We start from the raw sequence: 21683 nt of genomic DNA, 5'->3' as shown, positions 1-21683 counted from the left end.
ACAATTGGGCCGGATTATAACTGTGCTGTTGCCGTTGTTATTGAAGATGAGCTGAAGGATAAGATCTTCAAAACGGCAAATAACCTTCTAAGCAAGTTTGGTGGAATGGGATTTGCCATGTTTGAATTTCCTGTGGACCGAGTCCTATAATATCCACAGGGGAAGGGTACAAAATGTCGGAGAGGATAATTAGAGTTGGTCACAGTCCTGATCCTGATGATGCTTTTATGTTCTACGGACTGGCCAGTGGAGAGGTGAAGCTTGAGGGTATCAGGATCGAACACGTACTTGAAGATATTCAGTCGCTAAATATGCGGGCAATGAATGCAGAATTGGAAGTTACCGCCATTTCCGCCCATGCGTTTCCATACGTTGCCGGTAAATACTGGATCATGGCCACCGGCGCGAGCATGGGAGAAGGATACGGACCGGTCATGGTGGCGAAAAAATACAGGGCGCTGGCCGAGCTGAAGGGTAAAACCGTGGCGACACCGGGAAAATTGACGACGGCGACGTTGCTTTTCAAGATTTTCACCGACGGTATCGTGAATACTGACGTTCCCTTTGACCAGATTATGGGACGGGTGTCATCGGGGGAGTTTGACGCTGGCCTGGTAATCCACGAGGGACAGTTGACGTATCAGCAGGAAGGTTTTAACAGGATCCTGGATTTTGGCCAGCTCTGGGAAAGGGAAACCGGCGGCCTGCCGTTACCTCTGGGACTTGATGTGGTGCGCAAGGATCTGGGAGAAGATTTGGCCCATCAGCTCTCATATGGGTTGAAGCAAAGTATCCATTATGGATACACGCATTTGAACGAATCCATAGCTTATGCACTGCAATGGGGAAGAGGTATTGATTACCGACTTGGTGAGAAGTTCATAAAAATGTACGTTAGTGAACTGACCATTGATATGGGTGAAAGGGGGAGGCAGGCGCTGGAGAGACTCCTCACGATGGGGTATAAAAAGGGATTGTTACCGCCTCCCCCCCAAGTGGTGTTGTACTGACTGCTGTACTGACAGGCAGCAGGCGCGAGGTAAACGCCCATTGGCTACTTTTTTGTTAAATGTGAAGCTAAGCTAGACAAATTTGTGTCATTTTTCCTTTCATTTCCCCGCCAAATTTTAATACACATCAATATAATCAATCATTTACGCAGATACACAGAAGTGGCACCGTAATTGCTCCCATGCCTGTAAAGGGTCCCGTATGGGGACTCCAATCGGGGGTATGTATCATGAATTCAGGTGACACGGCGTGGGTGTTGGTATCCACAGTACTGGTTTTCATCGTGACTCCGGGGCTGGCCTTCTTTTATGGGGGTATGACGAGGAGAAAGAACGTCCTTTCCATTTTGATGCAGTGTTTCATCATTATGTGCATCATTTCTCTGCAATGGGTTTTGTACGGTTACTCTCTCGCATTTGGTCCGGATACCGGATCCGGCATCATTGGAAGCTTGAACTGGGTAGGTCTCAGAGGTGTGGGGGGCCAGCCGAACACTGATTATGCCGCGACCATTCCCCATCAGGTTTTTATGATTTTTCAGGCCATGTTCGCCATCATAACACCTGCCCTGATCGTTGGCGCTTTTGCTGAAAGGATTAAGTTTTCTGCCTTTCTCGTCATGATCCTTCTCTGGACAACCCTGGTTTATGACCCCCTGGCTCATTGGGTTTGGGGAACAGGGGGCTGGTTGAGAAACCTCGGTGCCCTGGATTTTGCCGGCGGCATTGTTGTCCATGTGAGTTCCGGCGTATCGGCTCTGGTTATGGCTGTACTTCTCGGTAAAAGGATTGGCTATGAAAAACGGGTGTTCAGGCCGCACAATTTGCCCTTTACCGTTCTGGGTGCAGGTCTTCTGTGGTTTAGATGGTTTGGCTTCAATGCGGGCAGTGCCCTGGGGGCCGGTGAACTGGCTGCCAACGCCTTTATCACCACAAATATCGCGGCAGCCTCGGCCGGGCTATCCTGGGCACTCATTGAATGGCAGCAGGGCGGTGCACCCACCTTGTTGGGGGTAGTGACTGGGGCAGTGGCAGGGCTTGTTGCCATTACACCGGCCTGCGGTTTTGTGAATCCTATGAATGCCATATTTATAGGTGCCCTGGTCAGTGTATTCTGCTACATTGCCCTCACGAAAATCAGCCCCATAAGCTCGAGGAGGTGAAAGAAGCCCTCGAGAATGTAGGTGTAAATCTGATAACGGTGTCCAATGTCCTCGGACGTGGCAGGCAAAAAGGACTTACAGAGGTTTACCGGGGAGCAAAGGAGGTAGGCGGTCTCCTTAAAAAGGTGAAGTTGGAGATTGTCGTCAATGAAGATTTTGTAGAACCTACCATCGGAGCGATTATTAAGGGGGCGCACACCGGCGAGATCGGCGACGGAAAGATATTTGTTATTGACCTTCTCGATTGTGTCCGGATTGGCACATCGGAACGCGGCGGCTGTGCTATAGGGTAGAGAGAGGGCTGTGTACACACCCCTCCCGTCCGGGCATTGAAGGTTCTGTAGTTGGTCTATAACAGGGGAGGGTTGCCCTTGAGATCTTTTATCAATATCTATGGCCCCGTTCCCGTTGTCTGTTTTTCGGCGGGCGAGCCACGTCAACCTTCAATTTCCGCCCATTAAAATCATAACCATCTAATTGTTTTTTTGCTGATTCAGCTTCCGATTGATTCGACATTTCAACGAATCCGAATCCTTTGCCTTCTAATGCATTGGCTTCTTTCACCTCGCCGTAGTTAGAAAAAAGCGTTTTCAAGTCCTCACTGGTTGTAGAATAGCTAAGGTTTCCCACATAAAGTTTACTGCCTTGCATTTTACCCTCCTTCCTTCTTTATGTTTTGTCACAATAACATCACGTTGCCTATGAACCCCAAATTAACCTTCTTTGTTGTCCCCATTCTCTGCGCAGGACTGAGAACCAGGTTTCAAATCGGCTATATCTGGATCTTTTTCTGGGACTCCTGGTTCTGTATTAGCCTTCTGCTGCTTAGCCTCCATACGTCGAGCCGCCTTCTCTTTTTGTTTTTGCTGTCGTACCCTTTCTCTCTGACGTTTCTCGAAGGTAAATTTGGATTTAACCATTCTTGAACTCCTGAATTTGCCTTTCTTTTAATCGTTTTGCAAATACTGAAAATAAAGAGGCACTCCAATACACGAAATTGTAATGGAGTACCTCTTCTTTACTTGCAGATGCGCTTATAGGGGTTTCACGTTTTCCGCTGACGGGCCTTTATTTCCCTGCTGAACATCGAAGCTGACACGCTGGCCTTCAGCTAACGTCTTGAACCCGTCAGTTTGAATAGCACTGTAGTGAACGAACACGTCGCTACCGTCATCCTTTTCGATGAACCCGAAGCCTTTACTTTCATTAAACCATTTTACTTTGCCTTCTGACATCGCTTGCATCCTCCTTTCTCTAAATTTGCCAAAAGTCGGATTACCACAATGACAGAAAGAAAAAACCACCAGACTCTAAAGTGCATGGTGGCCACCTTATGCGCTTCAAAATGTCCTAATCCAACTTTAATAAATATGTACCTTGCTGACCAATGGAACAGCTAAAGGATACAATATAGTATCTCTTATATGCGGTCTTTTATTGAAAGTCAAGGATTATTTCAATCTTTGTTTCTCCATCTGAATGAAAGGACTTACAGAGGTTTACCGGGGGGCAAAAGAGGTAGGCAGTCTCCTTCGATAATAGGCCGTTATATGATGGATGGCCTTGGCCGCCTGGGCGATGGTAGGATAAACAGGGATTTTTGCCGCCGTGAGGGTTGTTTTCTGTTCGGCGAGGAATTTCCAGCGCCAGTGGTCGAAATCCCCAATTCCTAAGGTGCCCGTATCTAACACTACCGCTAAGGGCTTTACCTTTCTCCTGTTTATCTCCAGGATGTCCTGGACCTCCCTGTTAATGAAGGCAATCATTTCATTTTTTCCGAAGGGCCCATCTACCGTGGCATTGATAATAACCAGGTCGAAGTAAAAGCTTTCAGACATCATCCTCAATATCTCTCCATTGAGGCCGGAAACCCAGGCGCTCTCCGGCATAATGGATACATCTACCGGGTTTTCTATCCAATCCCACCACATCTGGGGCACCCTTTTTTTAATCTCCTGCCGGATCTCTGCTGGTAAAGGAACCACGTGAAAGCCTGCCTCCTCCCATTCGTCGGCAGAGCGCACGCTTTTACCACCCCCACCTCCCACCACTCCTACCCTTGTCCCCTGGACGGGGGGGAGCCAACAAAAAGAGATGACCACATCTATCATCTCTTCGAGGGTATGAACCAGGATTGCCCCTGCCTGTCTTATAGCTGTTTCCCAGATGCGGAAGGAACCGGCCAGCGAGGCGGTATGGGAGGCCACAGCCCTGGTCCCGGCGACACCTCTTCCCGCTTTGAGAATGATAACCGGCTTTGCCGCTGTAGCCCGGCGAAGGGCACAGAGAAATTTCCTTCCATCTTTTATTCCTTCCATGTAGCTTGCAATTACTTTCGTTTCCGGGTCATGGGAGAGGTATTGCAGGAAATCGGTTTCATCGAGATCCAGCGCATTTCCATAACTGATAACCTTGCTGAAGCGGATGCCCCGGAGGGAGGCGTAATGGACAAACTCCGTAGAGGCCCCGCCACTCTGAAAGAACATGCCTAAAGGACCCGGCTCGGTGGGAAAATCGTAGCCAAATGAGATCCCTTCGAGAGGAGAGTAGATGCCCATACAATTGGGACCAATGAGGCGAATACCGAATTTTCTTGCCTGCTCTAATATCTCTTTTTCCAGTTCAGCCGCCTCCGCAAGGCCGGTTTCAGTAAGGCGACCGGTAAAGAGATGGATTATCTCAACCCCCTTTTGGTGGCATTCCTGTAAAAGATCAGGCACCTTGGGCGCGGGGATACAGCAGATTACATAGTCAACCGAATCGGGGATATCTTTCAGAGAGGGATAGGCTTTCAGGCCTAAAAGTTCAGGCTGGTTTGTATTTATGGGGTATATTTTCCCCTTATATCCGTAAGTTAAGAGGTGCTGAACAAAAGAATAACTCGCAGACATGGGATTAGTGGAAGCTCCAACCACAGCGATGGAGCGGGGATGGAAAGCGGTCTCTAATTGATCCACAGACATCGTTTTTCCAGTATCTCCTTTTCCTTTCAAGTTATCGGTTGCCAGTTATCAGCGATCAAATATTCTTTCTCTACCTCTGATCCTTGTAAACCTGACATACGACATACGACAGGTTCTTTATGCCTGGTGCGTTTCAAAACAGAATTTTCCGATGTTTTCTGGTGGAGGAAGGGGATACTTGCCATCATAGCAGGCCAGGCAGAAACTTGCATGGTCCATCCCCGTGGCCTCGACCATACCATCCAACGTAAGGCGCAGGTCTCGGAGGCAACCACCCAGCCGCCGTTAAGACTTCCAAGACACAGGGGGCGAAAGCCGCGCGGGTCGCGGGCGGCAATCACTTTATCCCGGGTCAGCATTACGATACTATAGGCGCCTTCGACCCGGCTAAGCGCCCTTGTCAGGGCCTCCTCGATCCCGCATTTTAAATAAGGGGCCATCAGGTGGATAACCACCTCACTGTCCATTGTGGACTGAAAGATAGAGCCATGGTCTTCCAGCTCAGTACGCAGGGATTGAGCATTGATGAGATTACCATTATGGGCCAGGGCGTAATACTCGTCAGCGTGATGTACCAGAAATGGCTGGGCATTGGAAAGGACGGAAGACCCTGTCGTCGAATACCTTACATGCCCGATGGCCAGATGACCGGGCAATCTGGACAGGATGTCTTCACGAAATACCTCAGAGGCCAGCCCCATTCCCTTATGTTTCCACATCTGATGGCCATCGGCCGTGGCAATACCGGCGCTTTCCTGACCCCTGTGCTGGAGGGCAAAGAGACCAAAGAAGGTAACGCGCCCCGCTTCCTCATTTCCATAAATGGCAAATACCCCGCAGGCTTCGCGCGGTTTATCTCTCTTGGAAATTTGTCCTGACATGCTCATTGACTCCTCATAAAACATCAGTCATACGTCTTACGTCTTACGTCCTTGTTTTTGACTTACGACTTATGACTTATGACTTACGACTTCTGCATGGTAATCCTGAAGTGGACAGACCTGCCACTTTTCCTCACGCATGGTCATAATTGCTTCACTTAAGGCCCTTGCCCCGGCGATCGTCGTGGTGTAGAGAATATTATAAATGAGCGCACCCCGGCGGATGTCATAGGCATCGAGAGAAGACCTCCGTCCCATGCTCGTATTTATAACTAACTGGATATCGCCGTTTTTGATATAGTCCACAACATGGGGACGGCCTTCACTGACTTTGAGTATCATCCCGGCCTTTACGCCATTGGCTTCCAAATGGGCTGCCGTACCACGGGTGGCCATGATGGCAAAACCCATGTTTTGGAAGGTGCGGGCCACGGGAATAATCTTGTCCTTATGGATATCGTGCACACTGATAAAGACACCCCCCTCGAGGGGCAACTGAAAACCGGCTGCCATCTGTGATTTGGCAAAAGCCATGCCGAAGGAATGATCAATCCCCATCACCTCGCCCGTAGATTTCATTTCCGGCCCCAGGAGGATATCCACGTCGGGAAAGCGGTTGAAGGGAAAGACGGCCTCTTTCACGGAAATATATTCCGGTAAGATAGTTTCTGTAAAGCCCAATTCCTTTAAGGAACGTCCCAGCATCACTTTTGTTGCCAGTTTGGCAAGCGGCACGCCGATCGCCTTGCTGACAAACGGAACAGTTCGGGAGGCGCGGGGATTGACTTCCAGGACATACAGCACGCCCCCTTTGCTGGCATACTGAATATTCATCAGACCGACGACTCCCAATTCCCGGGCGATCATTTTCGTCTGTTTTTCAATTGTGTCGAGGAGCCCCCGGGAAAAGGTGATCGGCGGCAGGACACAGGCGCTGTCTCCCGAATGGATACCGGCTTCCTCGATATGCTCCATGATCCCGCCGATGACGGTATTTGTGCCGTCGCTGATCGCATCTACGTCCACCTCAATGGCATCTTCGAGGAATTTATCAATCAGGATGGGATGATCAGGAGAAACGATAAGGGCCCTTTCCATGAACTGGCATAAGGTTTCCGAGTCGTATACAATTTCCATGGATCGTCCCCCGAGGACATAGGAAGGTCTGACCAGAACCGGGTAACCGATACGTTCCGCCGCACGGAACGCCTGATCAACGGTCATTGCTGTGTCATTATCGGGTTGGTCGAGGTTCAGGCGTCGGACGATATCCTGAAACCGCTGGCGGTCTTCGGCACGATCAATCGCATCGGGCGAGGTCCCCAGGATTCTAACTCCTTCCGCCTCCAGGCCCTTGGCAAGGTTGAGAGGGGTCTGGCCGCCGAACTGGACAATCACCCCGTAAGGGTCTTCCGTTTTTATTATGTGCATGACATCTTCCAGGGTCACCGGCTCAAAAAAGAGTTTATCTGACGTATCGTAGTCAGTACTGACCGTCTCCGGGTTGGAATTCACCATGATACTTTCATATCCCTCCTCCCGGAGGGCAAACGACGCATGCACACAGCAGTAGTCGAATTCGATACCCTGGCCGATACGGTTAGGTCCTCCTCCCAAGATAACCACCTTGGGTTTCGAGGAGGGCCGCGCCTCATCCTCGATCTCATAGGTAGAGTAGTAATACGGCGTATAAGCCTCGAATTCAGCGGCACAGGTATCAACAAGCTTATAAACGGGAAAAATATTCTCGTTAAAACGCCAACGGCGGATCTCTACTTCCGGGATTTTCCAGAGTTGCCCCAGGTAACGGTCGGAAAAACCCAGCCTCTTTGCTTCCCTCAGCAGTGCGCCGGAGGGTGGCGTCATTTTCAGGATATTTTCCGCCTCGACGAGTTCCCTGAGCTGAGAGAGAAACCAGGGATCAATTTGTGTCAGGCAAGCTATCTCCTCAATGTCCATGCCGTGATGAAAGGCGGCGGCAATATAGAACAGACGAAGAGAGTTCGGTGTTGTCAGTTTAGCAGTTAAAAATTCACGGGGATTACGAATAATATCCGGTAACGCCTCTGTAATACCGTACCGGCCAATCTCCAGGGACCGAACAGCTTTCTGCAGGGCTTCTTTGAATGTACGGCCGATGGCCATGGTTTCTCCCACCGATTTCATGGAGGTGGTCAATATATCTTCTGTTTCGGGAAACTTTTCAAATGTCCAGCGGGGTATCTTAACGACGCAGTAATCTATCGTTGGTTCAAAAGAGGCCATCGTTTCCCTGGTGATGTCGTTGGGAATTTCATCAAGGGTATAGCCAACAGCAAGTTTGGCGGCGATCTTGGCGATGGGAAAACCAGTTGCCTTGGAAGCGAGGGCCGAAGAGCGGGAGACACGGGGATTCATTTCGATGACAACCATCTCGCCGGTTTGGGGATGAACGGCGAACTGCACATTTGATCCCCCCGTTTCCACGCCGATTTCCCGCATGATGGCTATGGCCGCATCACGCATCCGCTGATACTCCATATCGGTCAGGGTTTGAGCAGGCGCCACCGTAATGGACTCTCCCGTATGGACACCCATGGGATCAAAATTTTCTATGGAACAGATGATCACCACATTATCAGCCCTGTCCCGCATTACCTCCAGCTCATATTCCTTCCATCCGATAACTGATTCTTCCAGCATGATCTCATGGATCATACTGGCATCCAATCCGCTTTTGGCCAGTTCCGCCAGTTCTTCTCGGTTATAGGCAACACCGCTACCCGTGCCCCCCAGGGTAAAGGAGGGGCGGATAATGATGGGAAAGCCGATAACGCCTGCAACCTCAAAGACCTCATCCATATCCCCGGCAAAGCCGCTGCAGGGTACCCTGAGCCCAATATGTTCCATCGCCTGGCGGAATTTCCCACGGTCTTCCGCCTTATGAATTACGGAGAGAGAGGCCCCGATCATTTCTACGCCGTAACGCTCCAGGACCCCGCTTTCCGCCACCGCTACGGCCGTGTTCAACCCCGTCTGGCCCCCCAGCGTGGGAAGGAGGGCATCGGGCCGTTCCTTCGCGATAATCTTCGCCACGGCCTCCGGTGTAATCGGCTCTACGTAAGTCCGGTCGGCCATTTCCGGGTCTGTCATAATCGTCGCCGGGTTAGAGTTGATCAGAACAACCTGATAACCTTCCTCCTTCAGTGCCTTACATGCCTGTGTCCCGGAGTAATCAAATTCACAGGCCTGGCTGATGATGATGGGGCCGGACCCGATAATCAATATTTTTGCCAGATCGTCTCGTTTCGGCATACCGCGATCACCCTTTTAAATCTGATCAATTTTTATGGATAAAAATCTACCCTTTAGGCTGAATCTGTGGTATAAAATTGCAAGCGTTCAGCCGTCAGCAAGGTAAAAAAAGTAACGACTTATCTATCATTGCTTTAACAATGAGATGGTGTCTTGTCTAAGCTTCTGTTTTACTGACAGCTGATTGCTGAACGCTTGTAAAGTATTTTAACACGGAAAAAGATAAAGGCAAACAGATTAATGACTCCTCGAGGAAAAACTACAGCAGACCTGAGGAAATTGCAAAACCGGCTTGAAACAGAGTTGCAGCAGGCCACGGGATTGCTTGATAGTCTGACAACCTGTGTCGCAAAGTGTGATCCCAATGGGGTAATAATTGCCTGCAACAGCGCATTCATCCAGGCTACCGGTCTTGGACGGGAAGAGGTCATTTTTAAAAAAGTATATGAGTTGCCATGGCTTACGTATTCAAAGGAGGAACAGACCCGCATTAAAGATGCCCTAACAGAGGCTCTAACCGGCAAGAGATGTTCTCTGGATGCGCTTCTTAGTGTGAAGAATAGGGGTGTGGAGCCTTTTGGGGTAAGTATAAATCCAGTTACCGATGAAATGGGACAGGTAGTTTTTCTCTCCTTTGAGGCAAAAGAACTTGCTGAACATCTTGATTCGCTACAGAGGTTGTTGCAAAAAGAGAATTATTCTGGCCGGCTGAAAATCGGTAACTTAACCGAGAAGAATCAGTTCCGAGCCGAAGTGCTTCAGGCGCGTTTACAGTCAGAGAAACTCTCCTCCCTGGGGTGTCTTGTTGCCGGTGTAGCTCATGAGATCAACAACCCTTTAACCAGCATTGTCGGTTGTTCAGAATACCTGGCGAAAGATATCCAGCTTACCGGGAAGACTAAAGAGGCGGTGGATATTATCCTGAATGAGGCCCGAAGATCAAGCCAGATTGTGAGGAATCTGCTGAGCTTTTCCCGTCAGTCCGTGCCGGAGAAGGTTGTCGCTAACCTCAACGATATTGTAAGGGCCGTTCTGGAGATAAGGAAATATGGTTTAAGAGATAAGGGGATAAAGGTGAATCTTGCATTGATGCCTGACCTACCACCGGCAAAAATGGATGTGAATCAGTTGCAGCAGGTTATTTTAAATCTCATCAATAATACTGTGGATGCCATTGAAGAATCTGGAAAGGGAAGCCAGATTGCTATACGAACGTTCGTTAAAGATACCTTAGTAATTGTCGAGGTAGAGGATGATGGTCCCGGTATCCCTAATGATACCTTTCTCAGGATCTTTGATCCATTTTTCACCACCAAGAGCCCCGGTAAAGGTACAGGTCTGGGGTTATCCATTTCCTATGGTATTATCCGGGAACATGGAGGAGAGATCGAGGTGAATACCACCGTGGGAGAGGGGGCAAAATTTTCTCTTGGCCTGCCCGTCTACAGGCCCGAGAGAGGAGTAAGGGTTAAGGCTGATAGCTGATGGGTTAAGATGAATATACTGATCGTAGATGATGAAGAGCACATTAGAAGGACGTTCCAGATGAGACTGGCCGATTGGGGGCATGAGGTCTTTGATGCCCCTGACGGTGATGCCGCTTTGAAGATACTTAAGAGTGTTGAGTGTCAGGTGGCGATTACCGATTTGAGGATGCCGGGAATCTCAGGGGAAGAACTGGTACGGCTGATACGTGAACAATTCCCGTCCACAGAGGTGGTGGTCATCACCGGATATGCGAGTGTGGAATCTGCCGTTTGTGTTATGAAATACGGTGCCCGTGATTTCTTTATCAAACCTTTAAATTTCGAACATGTTCGTATAGTCCTCGATAAGATAGAAGAACACCTCTTTTTAAGCAAAGAGAATCAAAGACTTAGAGAACAGGTCGGCACACTTAACACCCTTGTTTCCGAACGCTACAGCCTGGATGGTATCATTGGTAAAGGTAAGGCTATGCAGAATGTTTTTCGGATGATTACATCCGTTGCACCACTTGATTCTACGGTGCTTATCTCTGGTGAAACCGGTACCGGCAAGGAATTGGTGGCCCGCACCATTCACTATAACAGCCGCCGTAAGTTACGGCCTATGGTTACCGTGGATTGTGGTGTCCTTTCGGAAACCCTTCTCGAATCAGAACTATTTGGTCATGAGAAGGGGGCATTTACCGGGGCCTATAAGGCAAGGATGGGCCTTTTTGAACAGGCTGATGGGGGTACCGTTCTTCTGGATGAGGTGACAAATGCGTCTTCTTCCGTACAAAAAAAGCTCTTGCGTGTTATTCAGGAAAAGACCTTTGAACGCCTGGGAGGTGAGACAACCCGTAAGACGGATGTACGAATTATCGCCGCCACCAATCAGGATTTAAGTCAGCGGGTCAAGGATGGCTCACTTCGTACCGACCTTTACTATCGGCTTAACGTTATCCCTGTCCATCTCTCCCCCTTAAGGGAAAGGAGGGAGGACATCCCCCTTCTGGTCCGACATTTTCTTGACAAGTTTACCCACCAGATCGGCAGGGAGCCCCTCCAGATTTCACCTGAGGCGATGGAGCAGCTCATCAGTTATCCCTGGCCTGGAAATGTGCGGGAAGTAATCAATATCATGGAAAGGCTCGCCATTGTAACAGTCGGTAGTGTGATTAAGAAGGTCCCCCTTGAGGGGGAGGTGAGTCCTGAATTTTCTTCCTCTCCCTTACCCAGCCTTGGACTCTCACTTAAAGAGCAGATAGTGAACCTTGAACGTCCCTATCTTGTGCAGGCACTTAAATTGTATCGGGGAAGCATAAAGGATGTCTCAAAAAAGACCGGTCTTTCTCCTCGCACAATCTACCGGAAGATGAAACAATACGGCCTGGATAAACATGATTTTAAAAAATAGTCGGAAAAAGAATGGACAGGCAAAGCACAAATGGCCGTGGCAAAGATACGAAGGTTCTCGGTAGGATACAAACGGGGAAAAGGGGAGAAGATATAGCTGTTGACTATTTGACGAGGGCGGGATATCGGATTATTGAGCGCAACTACAGATGCCTGTTTGGAGAGATTGATATTGTGGCAAAAGATAAAGATAGTGTAGTCTTTGTAGAGGTTAAGAGCAGGAAATCGGAAGAATTCGGTGATCCGCAGCTTTCGGTCGGATTAGACAAGCAGAGAAAGATCTCCAGAATATCCTTGAATTATATAGAGGAGAAAGGCCTTCATCACTGTAATGCAAGATTCGATGTTGTGGCCGTTAAGATGTTACCTGTAGGCAACGAGGAGGTTGAACTCATTCAGAACGCCTTCGACCTGGTTCTCGACTGAGGGAACAATCATGGACCATGGACTTGCGTATTTTTCAGATTGTCTATAAGGGTAGTGAAAACGGGTTAAACTATGTTAGATTGCCCAACTTTTTCTCTGAGAGGTAGAAATGGAAGCGCTTCAGTTTCCAGCTTGTTCCAAGTGTGGTAAGCGCAATTGTCACCCTCGTGGTGCAGTGGATATTCCGGTGGACATAAAGGGTGCCCCGTCTTTCTGTCCGATGAAAATCGATACCGATGCCCTTAACAAAGCATGGGAGGAGTACCAGCAGCCCGAGGTGCTTGAATTTGCCCGACAGGCATCAATTCAGGAGTTCCAGTGTTATGAGTGGATAGGTAACAAGGTAATAACGAGGATACCGAGGCTTGAGGAGACGATACAATTAGCCCAAAAAATGGGCTATAAGAAGCTTGGCCTCGCTTTTTGTCTCGGACTTGCCAGCGAAGCGTTGACCCTCGACAAAATCTTACAGAATAAAGGATTTGAGGTTGTATCGGTGTGTTGCAAAGCGGGTGGGGTTGCTAAAGAAAAAATCGGGATTAAACCGGAGGAAAAGATAAGGGGTCCTGCAACCTATGAATCTATGTGCAATCCCATCGGGCAAGCTGAGATAATGAATAAGGAAATGGTGGACTGGGTAATATTATTGGGATTATGCGTTGGTCACGATACTCTATTTTTACAATATTGCAAGCGCCCTGTTACGGTGTTAGCAGTCAAAGATAGGGTGCTGGCACATAATCCTTTGGGTGCATTATATCTGGCATCAGCCTTTTATTACAGCCGACTCATGGCAAAAGATTGAGGACGGTTAGCAACCCATCCCCTGACCCCTTTTCTCACTTTTCCCATACACGGACCGCTCGTAAGCTCGCGGCCGGTAAGCCGCGCCGTTTAAAGAACGGTACAGTGGTTACAGATGCAGGAGTTTAGTTGTACAGAGAGGGAGGTAGGGCTATGATCAGAAAATTGTTTTTGATGGCAATTCTGGTTTTTCTTTTGACCTTTCTGAGTCTCGATGGGACTCAGGCACAGATGAAGGGAGGAAAGACGATGGAAATTAAGAGCACAGCATTTAAAGAGGGCGGAATGATACCGGCAAAGTATACCTGCGACGGGGTGGATGTATCCCCTCCGCTGGAATGGAGTAACTTCCCGAAAGAAACGAAAAGTTTTGCCCTCATCTGCGATGATCCCGATGCCCCTATGGGGACCTGGGTGCACTGGGTTATCTATGATATTCCGGCCGGTATCACGCAATTACCGGAAAATGTAGCCCCCCAGAGAGAACTGGCCTCAGGTGGAAAACAGGGTACCAATGATTTTCGCAAAATAGGTTACGGTGGCCCCTGTCCCCCGAGGGGGGAACATCGTTACTACTTCAAGCTCTATGCCCTGGATGGGGCAACCGATCTAAAACCGGGAGCGACCAAGGAGCAACTCCTGAAAGCCATGAAGGGACATATCCTTGCTGAAGCGCAACTGATGGGGAAATACAAAAGGTAAAGTACCTGATCGCCATGCAGGAACCATCGTATCTGAAGTTATACCGGGAAGGAAAGCTGCAGGGCCGTATTGATCAGACCATCGAGATAATGAGGAACTGCCGTTCGTGTCCCCGGGAATGTAAGGTAGATCGGCTGTCCGGGGAAATCGGCTATTGTCGAACCGGACGAAAGGCGAAAGTGGCAAGCTTCAATGCCCACTTTGGGGAGGAGGCTCCTCTGGTGGGAAAGTGCGGTTCCGGGACAATCTTTATCAGTTACTGTAATCTCCTCTGTTCATTTTGCCAGAATTTTGAGATCAGCCACCTGGGAGAGGGTAGGGAAGTGGATCCGGCTACCATGGCGGCCATGATGCTTGCTCTCATGAGGAGGGGTTGTCATAACATCAACTTTGTGACCCCCACCCATGTGGTACCGCAGATACTCGAAGGGTTGATCTTAGCTTGCGAACAGGGGTTGAACATCCCCCTCGTCTATAACTCCGGCGGCTACGACAGGGTTGATACCCTTGAGATCTTGGACGGTATCTTTGATATCTACATGCCTGACTTCAAGTTCTGGGATGAAAGGTGGGCGGAAAAATTCTGCCATGCGCCCGATTACAGGGAACATGCCATTGCGGCTATCAAGGAGATGCATCGTCAGGTGGGAGACCTTGTCATAGATGAATCGGGAGTAGCGGTGAGAGGTTTGTTGGTGCGTCACCTCGTCATGCCCCATGGAGTGGCAGATACCGAAGAGATCATGAAATTTCTGGCAACGGAAATATCAGCAAATACTTACGTTAATGTAATGGACCAGTACCGTCCCTGCGGCAGGACGTCAGGTGAGCTGATGATCAATCGCCGTATCACAGGGGAGGAATTCACGATGGCCATCAACCAGGCAAAACAGGCAGGTCTGAAGAGGCTGGACTCATGGGGTTAGGTCGTTTGTCAGGTTATGTATTTCATCTTTTAAAGCTTATTTGCGGTGTGCGCTCCGAAAAGATCAAAACGACAGGAATGGAAATTGGGCATGAAACCCGTTTTTCACCGATCTCTGACAAGAGAAGACAGCGCCACCCATGCCTGTACGAACCAAGCATTGCCTATCTATGCATACATTTGCCGGTAAAAGCGGTTGACAATCGGTAAGAATCTCCATATTGTGCACATATTCCTGGAACAAAACTCGTTGGCATCCTTACGTTTCACCTCTGGTGAGCGGGTAACGGTGACCAAATAGCACCGTGAGGAGTTAAAGAAGATCCCCGTTCGTAACGACCTCGCCATGACCGGTGAAATTACGATAATGGGTAAGGTTCTCCCGGTGGGAGGTATCCAGCAGAAGGTTCGCGCTGGCCTACGATGCCGGCGTCAAAGAGGTTCTTCTACCCGCTGACAATCTTAAGGAAGCCCAAGGGCTGCCGGCCTATGTATGTATTCGAGGCAGTCAAATTAACGCCGGTGGAGAGCATTGAGAAGGTGTTGGAGTTGGCGCTCATCAAAGATGCGTGACATCCGTCGGAAGACGGAAATGCTGAAGCTTAGGAATAGAAATGGTAACTGTGAAAATGGGTGCGAGGGAAATACTTGAAACAGCTGGCCATCCTAAGATTTGCACTTACTGTGGCATAAAGGAAGATGATTTTACGAAAGTATGGGGTCCGTTCTACGCCGGTAAACGAGGGAAAAGATTGGAACCTGATCACAAAGATAACAATAAAAAGGATAATAATATTGGAAACTTGTGTTGGGCTTGCAGCTTATGTAACTGTGCCAAGACCGATAAGTTGACCCATGAAGAAATGAAGGATGTTGGGGCTGTGATCAGAAGGATATGGAGAAAAAGGGCGGGCTTGGCGGATAAATAACCGACACCATGAATAGAGTTGGAAGGTAGAAACAGAAAACAAATTTAATCGAGGTATTTCAATGAGTTCTGTAAATTCATTTCCCAAAAGAATCATGAATATCATTGGCGAACAGGCTGTTAAAGAGCATCAGCAAATAAAAAAATTTGAAGCTCAACTTGCTGAGGCAAGGAAAAGACATCAGTTCGTATCCGAGCTTAATGCCTATCTAAAAAAAGACTGGCCTCAGCACATACTCGCCCTGTTGAACAAGGAGCCTCAAACAACCAAGGCAATGGATTTAGACAATTTGGCGCTGACAGAAGCATTGACTTCATTGCGAAGTATGGCCATGGAGAAGGTTGCAGTCCTGCAGCGTCGTTTCCCAGCTTTCTTGGATGATGCCTGCAAGGCTGCCAATCTTCCCTTGGATCGAGAGAGTCGGGACCCGCAATATACCTTTGCTAAGGGTTTTTTCACCTTGGTGATCGACTATCAGAAAGGGATAGCCCGCCTCTCCGATTATGAAGGCAGGCTGCACGAATTTCCGTCTGATGTTGGCGCCGTCGTGGAATATGTGCAAAGTGAATACAAAAGGGTCTTTGGTAAAACGTTTGACGGGCAGAAATTCATTAAAAAGGTCAGAAACCATTACATGGCGATCATCAAGAAAGAAGGGCTGGCGGATGGTTCTGAACTTCCCATAAGGAGGATCACCACCCGGTTGGGCAAATACGAAAAAGGGTTCCGAACGGATGAGTTCATTATTCAGCTCTCCCGGCTTGTCGCGGGAGGGCCCGCGGAAATAGATAATCGCCGGCTGGATCTCCAGCAAACAAAAGACAGTCACCAAGGCATATATCTTCATGGTTTAGCGGGCCGGGGTTATATAGGCTATATAACGTTTAAGGAGGTGAAATAGTCATGGAGCAGAGGCTCGCTTTATCGGTGATCGAATCCCTACGAAAAGGCATTCCCCCCCAGCGGGGGACGGATCTTTATTCTGTCGGATATGAGAAGTTAATCGAAGGGATCAAGCGCCATCATTTGAAAGGCGTCGAAGATAGAGGCATTATACGATTCGTAAGTGGCTCCTGGGGCGCCGGCAAAACCCACTTCTTCCGTTTGCTGAGGGACATCACCTTTGCGGAGAGATGTCTCGTCTCGAATGTCGAACTATCTGTAAATGAAGCACCTTTGAACAAATTTGAGCGGGTCTTTTACGGGATCATCCGCAATGTTATGACGCCTTCCGTCTATCAGGAAGATAATTCGACAGAATCGGCTCCTTTTGGGAGAGTTGTACGTGAATCTCTTATCTATCTGGGCACCCAGAACTCTTTGGCTGGCGGCGAACTCAATCATGAAAGTTACTCAAGAGCTGTGCAAAGACTCATGGCGGACCAAGGGATCGACATCGATTTCAAAAAGATGATCCAAAGGTATTGGGAAACCTATTTACCCGAGGCTGCCGAGGCTGCGATACAGGATCAAGTCCGTGCAGAGATATTGCAGTGGTTCAGTGGAGAGGGTGCTATTGGCGCTTACCGAAGGCGTTTTGGCGTCAATAAAACAATCAATAAGGACAACGCCAAGCTGATGCTTCAATCTCTTGCAGGTTTTGTGCGTTTGTCAGGATTCCGCGGTTTGGTCATTCTCTTCGATGAAGCTGAGCAGTCCTATTCTACCATGAGAAAATCAGCCTTGAAAGATGCTCAGAATAATCTGTTGTCCCTGATTAACAATATTGAGGCGATTCCCGGATTATTCCTCATCTATGCAACAACGCCAGAATTTTACACAAATCCAAAGTATGGCATTGTGATTTATGGCGCATTAGCCGGCCGAATCGGCAAACCAGAAGAACGAAGCCCCAGGGCTCTCAATACGATATGGAACCTCGATGCCTTGGAAACCAGTATTGATGAGTATGGCACTGCGGCAAAGAAGATCAGAGCCGTTTATCTCAAGGCCTATCCGGAAGACGCGGATAAGATACCGGATGACAACGAAGTGGAGAAGTTTGTTAATGATCTTTTTGATGAGCATCCGTCATTGAGCGCTGTCCGTTTCTGGAGGGTTCTTGTTACTGTGCTTGTCGCTCATTTTGACGATAGGCTGGAAGGGGAAGTTCGCTCTACAAAAGAACTTTATGATGACGTTATGGATAAACTTCGCGAGGCTGATTGATGGATCCTTCTCAGGCGCAGCGGGTAGTCGAAGATTTACGGATAGGCATTCCTCCTGAGGGGTATGTTTTTCACTTTACCGTCGGGAGGAAGGCCGAGGTTGAGATATTAGACAACCGACTTAAAAAAAGCCATAAAGGCGCACTGCTGCTGAAAGCCAATTATGGTTCCGGTAAGACGCACCTTTTGCGATTCCTGAAGGAGCGGGCATTAGAAGAGGGATACATCGTTAGTTTAGTGGCGTTAGATGCGAAGTCCGCCGTTCGCTTCAATCGCATGGATCAAATATTGGGGGCGATCTGGCGTGGTCTTGAGATTCCGAACAATAATGGCAGCAAAGGTATCCGTCCATTTTTTAATGAAATATGCACTAAGATTGAATCCAGCAAGTCAAGAAGAAAATCTTGTTTCTGGTGCGATCTTACGCATGAATGGCGTTGGGATTTTTCCGATGTTCTTGAAGCGCCCTCCATCTTTATTGGGCTCCGCGCATGGTCAACCGGCATGAAAGCGATTCAAGATATAGTGGAAGCATGGTTTTTTGAACCATGGGTTTATAAAACCCAGAGAAGCAAGCTTTATTATCAGTTAATCGGCCAACTTAAGAATCACTTCCGGGACCCTCGCTACGAATGGCAGTTCTATAACGACGGTATTTTCGATTTTCAGATACAAGCATATGCTCAAAGCTGGTCTGCCTTAAGAGATATTCACAAGTTGGCAATAGAGGCCTGTTACAGAGGTTTTATCATTCTGTTTGACGAATTCGAAGATGTGATTCACAACTTGAGAAACATCAAACATCAGCAAGCCGCCTTTTGGAATCTATTCGAGTTTTATGGGGGCAAGAAATTCGACGGCATGACCTATTTTGCAGTAACCCCGAATTTTGCGAAAAAATGCAAGACTCTGCTTCTCCAGAAGGGATACTGGGACTATGATTACAGCTTGTTCGATAAACTTCCTACTTTTGAAATGAGTCCTCTCACCGCCGAAGAGCTTCAGGAATTGGCGATCAAGATTATGGAGGTTCACGGTATCGCCTACGGATGGGAACCGGATTTAATCATGAAAATGTCTGAGTTGAAGGCTCTCGTGGCAAAGACGGCTTCAGTGCAGGTGCAGGACAGGGCGCGTCAAACCATCAAAGAAATCGTTAAACACTTGGATAGACTTATCGAGGATATTGAATGAGTAGTAGCGGGCTTTTGGACCGGTCGGTGGCTAGCGCCTTTTATGGGCAGTTTCCCACCTTGCACCCGGTTCAGGAAGCAGCCATCGAACCTATCCTTCAAGGCAAAAATATAGTCCTGTCATCAGGAACAGGCTCCGGAAAAACGGAAGCGGTGCTTGCGCCCCTGATCAATCGTTATCGACGGGAAGCATTGGGGAAGGATGCGCTGACAATTCTTTATATCGCTCCCACAAAAGCATTAGTGAACGACCTATTAAAGAGAATTTATTTGCCACTGCAGAAAATCAATTTGAAACTTGGTTTGCGCCATGGCGATCATGACGATTTGGCGGGGAGCGGCACCCCTCACGTACTCATCACCACCCCTGAATCCCTGGAGGTTCTACTTATAAGAAAAGAAAAACGTCTATTTGACGTAAAAGCGATCATCATCGATGAAGTACACTTGTTATACAATACGCAACGGGGGCTTCATCTCTCCGTCCTACTCAAACGGCTTAGTCACTTTACGGAGAGAAAGATTCAATGGGTGGCGTTATCTGCGACAGTCGGCGTTCTCTCCAATGTACGAGACTTTCTTTTTGGTGCTGATGAAGAAGCCGTCTTCCTTCAATATCCGGCGGAACGAACCATTGATGCTAATATTAGGCAGATAAGTGATGAAGAATCTTTTTTGAGACTCATAAAACGGTTGGTGGAAGGAGATGGTGGTGTAAAGTTACTCGTTTTTGCAAATTCACGACGTATCTGTGAGAAATTGATGGGCATCCTGACTCTGGACAAGTCGCTCGAACACAACGTATTTGCCCACTATTCCTCTTTGTCTCCGGAACTAAGAATTGAAACAGAAAAGAAATTTGCTTCGGCCAGTACCGCAATATGTGTTGCAACCAGCACATTGGAATTAGGCATCGACATTGGAGATATAGACGCCGTCATATTATGGGGTCCACCGGCAAACACTGAATCATTCCTGCAAAGAATCGGACGTGGTAACCGAAGACAGAATAAAACAAACGCCGTATGTCTGATTCCTTATGATTCTGAAACGCCGATATGCGATGTCCTGCGTTTTTTAGCCCTCGTCGATGCAGCTCAAAAAGGCGAATTGCCCATCCTTGACCCTTATGACTTATATGGGGCAGCCAGTCAGCAATGCTTGAGCATGATCGCTTCAGAAAATGGCCGTTATATGCGTATCGCCGATCTATGCCGGATCTTTGACCATAAGCATCATCTATCGCGTGCCACCATAGAAGACATTCTCGCCGAGTTGGCCGACAATGGCTATCTCCAGAGGCATGGTTTTAAGAACCAATACGGGGCCGATCAGAAACTCTATGAACTCGTTGATTACCGGATGATTTACGGAAATTTCGGTGCAAATTCTCAAAGTGTGGACGTTTATCAGGAATCCAAAAAACTTGGCAATGTTCCATCAATCAATTTACTGCGCTTAAAATCGGGTATGCATGTGAGGTTTGGTGGAAAGGCATGGTTAGTTCGAAGGGCATCCGCCGAAGGATTTATACTTGATCCAATCAAGGCTCGCTTACGAGTTGAGGCAGTTGATTTTGTTTATCCTGGCGGTGGCATTGGCTTTGATGGTTTTCTATGTAATCGTATGTGGAAAATCATTCACTCAAATCGTATCATTAGAACATTAATGACGGATGCACTGTATCATGATTTTCGTATCTTCAGGGAAAATCTGACCCGTATGTGCGGACCTGATCAAATCCCATATATTGAGCAGGGGAATGGGTATCGTTATTTGACCTTCGGGGGATACCTGATAAATAAGGCTTTATGCTTGATGACAAATCAATGGGATTTTAAAGCCGACGACGTTTCCTTAAGATGTGCTTCGCCGATTGTTTGGAGCGCGATTCCTAGTGAACCAAAGGATTATGAAACAGTTTTCCATAGTCTTTTTGAGATGTCAGGTAACCAGTCTCTTTACCAGACGCTGCTACCTCCTGCGTTGCAACTTCAAGAGTATTTACAGAGTTGGCTGAAGGACAAAACGATTAGGAAGGTGCTACAACGATTGCAGAAGTCGGAAGCTGTAAGAGTTGATCCGGAACTTCTCGGGTCCATTATTGCCGACGATTTGTGAGAAGTGATAATAAAAGTCTGCAACCATCCATGATCGAAGGCGCTACCGGTAAGCCCGTTCTCCCGGTCGGGACTGAAGCGCCTCCAGAAGATGATGAAGATGAAGGAGCAACAGAGGATTAGGTTTCATGGGAATTGTTCCAGTATATGATCACATGGATATCAATAAACACCGATTTTCGCGGAGCTATAACCGTCATTTGAGGACAAGATTTTGATGCCT

20 protein-coding genes are annotated in these 21683 nt (G+C 48.1%); 14 read left to right on the top strand and 6 right to left on the bottom strand.

What is annotated here, in order from left to right; translation table 11 throughout:
* Nucleotides 1-173: 173 nt before the first annotated feature.
* The 3 genes from QMD03_05730 to QMD03_05720 all read left to right on the top strand — a co-directional run bounded on the left by QMD03_05730 (nt 174) and on the right by QMD03_05720 (nt 2466).
* Nucleotides 174-1010, top strand: a complete 837-nt coding sequence (locus QMD03_05730) for a hypothetical protein (GenBank protein MDI6776730.1) — start codon at nt 174-176, stop codon at nt 1008-1010.
* A gap of 230 nt (nt 1011-1240) precedes the next feature.
* Nucleotides 1241-2173, top strand: a complete 933-nt coding sequence (locus QMD03_05725; GenBank protein ID MDI6776729.1) for an ammonium transporter — start codon at nt 1241-1243, stop codon at nt 2171-2173.
* Nucleotides 2170-2466 carry a P-II family nitrogen regulator gene (locus tag QMD03_05720; protein ID MDI6776728.1) on the top strand — a complete coding sequence of 99 codons (297 nt, stop codon included), beginning with the start codon at nt 2170-2172 and terminating at the stop codon, nt 2464-2466. Before QMD03_05725 ends, QMD03_05720 begins: the two co-directional genes overlap by 4 nt.
* A gap of 91 nt (nt 2467-2557) precedes the next feature.
* On the opposite strand, the gene QMD03_05715 is transcribed toward QMD03_05720, so the two are convergent.
* From QMD03_05715 to carB, 6 genes are all read right to left on the bottom strand, one after another.
* Nucleotides 2558-2824 carry a hypothetical protein gene (locus tag QMD03_05715; protein ID MDI6776727.1) on the bottom strand — a complete coding sequence of 89 codons (267 nt, stop codon included), beginning with the start codon at nt 2822-2824 and terminating at the stop codon, nt 2558-2560.
* 62 nt (nt 2825-2886) lie between these two features.
* Nucleotides 2887-3093, bottom strand: coding sequence for a hypothetical protein (locus tag QMD03_05710; protein ID MDI6776726.1), 207 nt, complete (start codon nt 3091-3093; stop codon nt 2887-2889).
* 114 nt (nt 3094-3207) lie between these two features.
* Nucleotides 3208-3408 (bottom strand): cold-shock protein, encoded by a 201-nt coding sequence (locus QMD03_05705; protein ID MDI6776725.1) that lies wholly within the window; start codon nt 3406-3408, stop codon nt 3208-3210.
* Between the two features lie 264 nt (nt 3409-3672).
* A complete protein-coding gene (locus QMD03_05700) occupies nt 3673-5136 on the bottom strand; it encodes a CoA-binding protein (GenBank protein MDI6776724.1) in 1464 nt (487 codons plus the stop codon).
* Between the two features lie 26 nt (nt 5137-5162).
* Nucleotides 5163-6017, bottom strand: coding sequence for a class II glutamine amidotransferase (locus QMD03_05695; protein MDI6776723.1), 855 nt, complete (start codon nt 6015-6017; stop codon nt 5163-5165).
* Between the two features lie 69 nt (nt 6018-6086).
* Complete coding sequence (gene carB / locus QMD03_05690; protein MDI6776722.1) at nt 6087-9311, bottom strand: carbamoyl-phosphate synthase large subunit; 3225 nt, start codon at nt 9309-9311, stop codon at nt 6087-6089.
* 240 nt (nt 9312-9551) lie between these two features.
* Between carB and QMD03_05685 the strand changes: the two genes are divergently transcribed.
* The 11 genes from QMD03_05685 to QMD03_05635 all read left to right on the top strand — a co-directional run bounded on the left by QMD03_05685 (nt 9552) and on the right by QMD03_05635 (nt 21461).
* A complete protein-coding gene (locus QMD03_05685; protein ID MDI6776721.1) occupies nt 9552-10796 on the top strand; it encodes an ATP-binding protein in 1245 nt (414 codons plus the stop codon).
* Nucleotides 10797-10805: 9 nt separating this feature from the next.
* Nucleotides 10806-12194 (top strand): sigma-54 dependent transcriptional regulator, encoded by a 1389-nt coding sequence (locus QMD03_05680; GenBank protein ID MDI6776720.1) that lies wholly within the window; start codon nt 10806-10808, stop codon nt 12192-12194.
* An 11-nt stretch (nt 12195-12205) separates the two neighbouring features.
* Nucleotides 12206-12619, top strand: a complete 414-nt coding sequence (locus QMD03_05675) for a YraN family protein (protein ID MDI6776719.1) — start codon at nt 12206-12208, stop codon at nt 12617-12619.
* 109 nt (nt 12620-12728) lie between these two features.
* On the top strand, nt 12729-13424 hold the full coding sequence (locus QMD03_05670; protein ID MDI6776718.1) for a DUF1847 domain-containing protein: 696 nt from the start codon (nt 12729-12731) through the stop codon (nt 13422-13424).
* Between the two features lie 152 nt (nt 13425-13576).
* Nucleotides 13577-14125 carry a YbhB/YbcL family Raf kinase inhibitor-like protein gene (locus tag QMD03_05665; protein MDI6776717.1) on the top strand — a complete coding sequence of 183 codons (549 nt, stop codon included), beginning with the start codon at nt 13577-13579 and terminating at the stop codon, nt 14123-14125.
* A 14-nt stretch (nt 14126-14139) separates the two neighbouring features.
* Nucleotides 14140-15051, top strand: coding sequence for a hypothetical protein (locus tag QMD03_05660; protein ID MDI6776716.1), 912 nt, complete (start codon nt 14140-14142; stop codon nt 15049-15051).
* Nucleotides 15052-15664: 613 nt separating this feature from the next.
* Nucleotides 15665-15979, top strand: coding sequence for an HNH endonuclease (locus QMD03_05655; GenBank protein MDI6776715.1), 315 nt, complete (start codon nt 15665-15667; stop codon nt 15977-15979).
* Between the two features lie 61 nt (nt 15980-16040).
* Entirely contained in the window at nt 16041-16880 is an 840-nt protein-coding gene (locus QMD03_05650) for a hypothetical protein (protein ID MDI6776714.1), read from the top strand.
* Between the two features lie 2 nt (nt 16881-16882).
* Entirely contained in the window at nt 16883-18148 is a 1266-nt protein-coding gene (locus QMD03_05645) for a DUF2791 family P-loop domain-containing protein (protein ID MDI6776713.1), read from the top strand.
* Nucleotides 18148-19341: a DUF2791 family P-loop domain-containing protein gene (locus QMD03_05640; GenBank protein MDI6776712.1), complete on the top strand. Its 1194-nt coding sequence runs from the start codon at nt 18148-18150 to the stop codon at nt 19339-19341. The genes QMD03_05645 and QMD03_05640 overlap by 1 nt, the downstream gene beginning before the upstream one ends.
* Nucleotides 19338-21461 (top strand): DEAD/DEAH box helicase, encoded by a 2124-nt coding sequence (locus QMD03_05635; protein ID MDI6776711.1) that lies wholly within the window; start codon nt 19338-19340, stop codon nt 21459-21461. Before QMD03_05640 ends, QMD03_05635 begins: the two co-directional genes overlap by 4 nt.
* The last annotated feature ends 222 nt before the right edge of the window (nt 21462-21683 follow it).

Source organism: Syntrophales bacterium, assembly GCA_030018935.1.
GTDB lineage: Bacteria > Desulfobacterota > Syntrophia > Syntrophales > CG2-30-49-12 > CG2-30-49-12.
The sequence above is the reverse complement of the archived record's forward strand: the minus strand, read 5'-3'. Positions and strand labels throughout refer to the sequence as shown.

Excerpts from the sequence above, each read along its gene's own strand:
- QMD03_05730 (MDI6776730.1), top strand. The coding sequence starts at position 174 with ATGTCGGAGAGGATAATTAGAGTTGGTCACAGTCCTGATCCTGATGAT.
- QMD03_05725 (MDI6776729.1), top strand. The coding sequence starts at position 1,241 with ATGAATTCAGGTGACACGGCGTGGGTGTTGGTATCCACAGTACTGGTT.
- QMD03_05715 (MDI6776727.1), bottom strand. The coding sequence starts at position 2,824 with ATGCAAGGCAGTAAACTTTATGTGGGAAACCTTAGCTATTCTACAACC.
- QMD03_05710 (MDI6776726.1), bottom strand. The coding sequence starts at position 3,093 with ATGGTTAAATCCAAATTTACCTTCGAGAAACGTCAGAGAGAAAGGGTA.
- QMD03_05705 (MDI6776725.1), bottom strand. The coding sequence starts at position 3,408 with ATGTCAGAAGGCAAAGTAAAATGGTTTAATGAAAGTAAAGGCTTCGGG.
- QMD03_05700 (MDI6776724.1), bottom strand. The coding sequence starts at position 5,136 with ATGTCTGTGGATCAATTAGAGACCGCTTTCCATCCCCGCTCCATCGCT.
- QMD03_05695 (MDI6776723.1), bottom strand. The coding sequence starts at position 6,017 with ATGTCAGGACAAATTTCCAAGAGAGATAAACCGCGCGAAGCCTGCGGG.
- carB (MDI6776722.1), bottom strand. The coding sequence starts at position 9,311 with ATGCCGAAACGAGACGATCTGGCAAAAATATTGATTATCGGGTCCGGC.
- QMD03_05685 (MDI6776721.1), top strand. The coding sequence starts at position 9,552 with ATGACTCCTCGAGGAAAAACTACAGCAGACCTGAGGAAATTGCAAAAC.
- QMD03_05680 (MDI6776720.1), top strand. The coding sequence starts at position 10,806 with ATGAATATACTGATCGTAGATGATGAAGAGCACATTAGAAGGACGTTC.
- QMD03_05675 (MDI6776719.1), top strand. The coding sequence starts at position 12,206 with ATGGACAGGCAAAGCACAAATGGCCGTGGCAAAGATACGAAGGTTCTC.
- QMD03_05670 (MDI6776718.1), top strand. The coding sequence starts at position 12,729 with ATGGAAGCGCTTCAGTTTCCAGCTTGTTCCAAGTGTGGTAAGCGCAAT.
- QMD03_05665 (MDI6776717.1), top strand. The coding sequence starts at position 13,577 with ATGATCAGAAAATTGTTTTTGATGGCAATTCTGGTTTTTCTTTTGACC.
- QMD03_05660 (MDI6776716.1), top strand. The coding sequence starts at position 14,140 with ATGCAGGAACCATCGTATCTGAAGTTATACCGGGAAGGAAAGCTGCAG.
- QMD03_05655 (MDI6776715.1), top strand. The coding sequence starts at position 15,665 with ATGGTAACTGTGAAAATGGGTGCGAGGGAAATACTTGAAACAGCTGGC.
- QMD03_05650 (MDI6776714.1), top strand. The coding sequence starts at position 16,041 with ATGAGTTCTGTAAATTCATTTCCCAAAAGAATCATGAATATCATTGGC.
- QMD03_05645 (MDI6776713.1), top strand. The coding sequence starts at position 16,883 with ATGGAGCAGAGGCTCGCTTTATCGGTGATCGAATCCCTACGAAAAGGC.
- QMD03_05640 (MDI6776712.1), top strand. The coding sequence starts at position 18,148 with ATGGATCCTTCTCAGGCGCAGCGGGTAGTCGAAGATTTACGGATAGGC.
- QMD03_05635 (MDI6776711.1), top strand. The coding sequence starts at position 19,338 with ATGAGTAGTAGCGGGCTTTTGGACCGGTCGGTGGCTAGCGCCTTTTAT.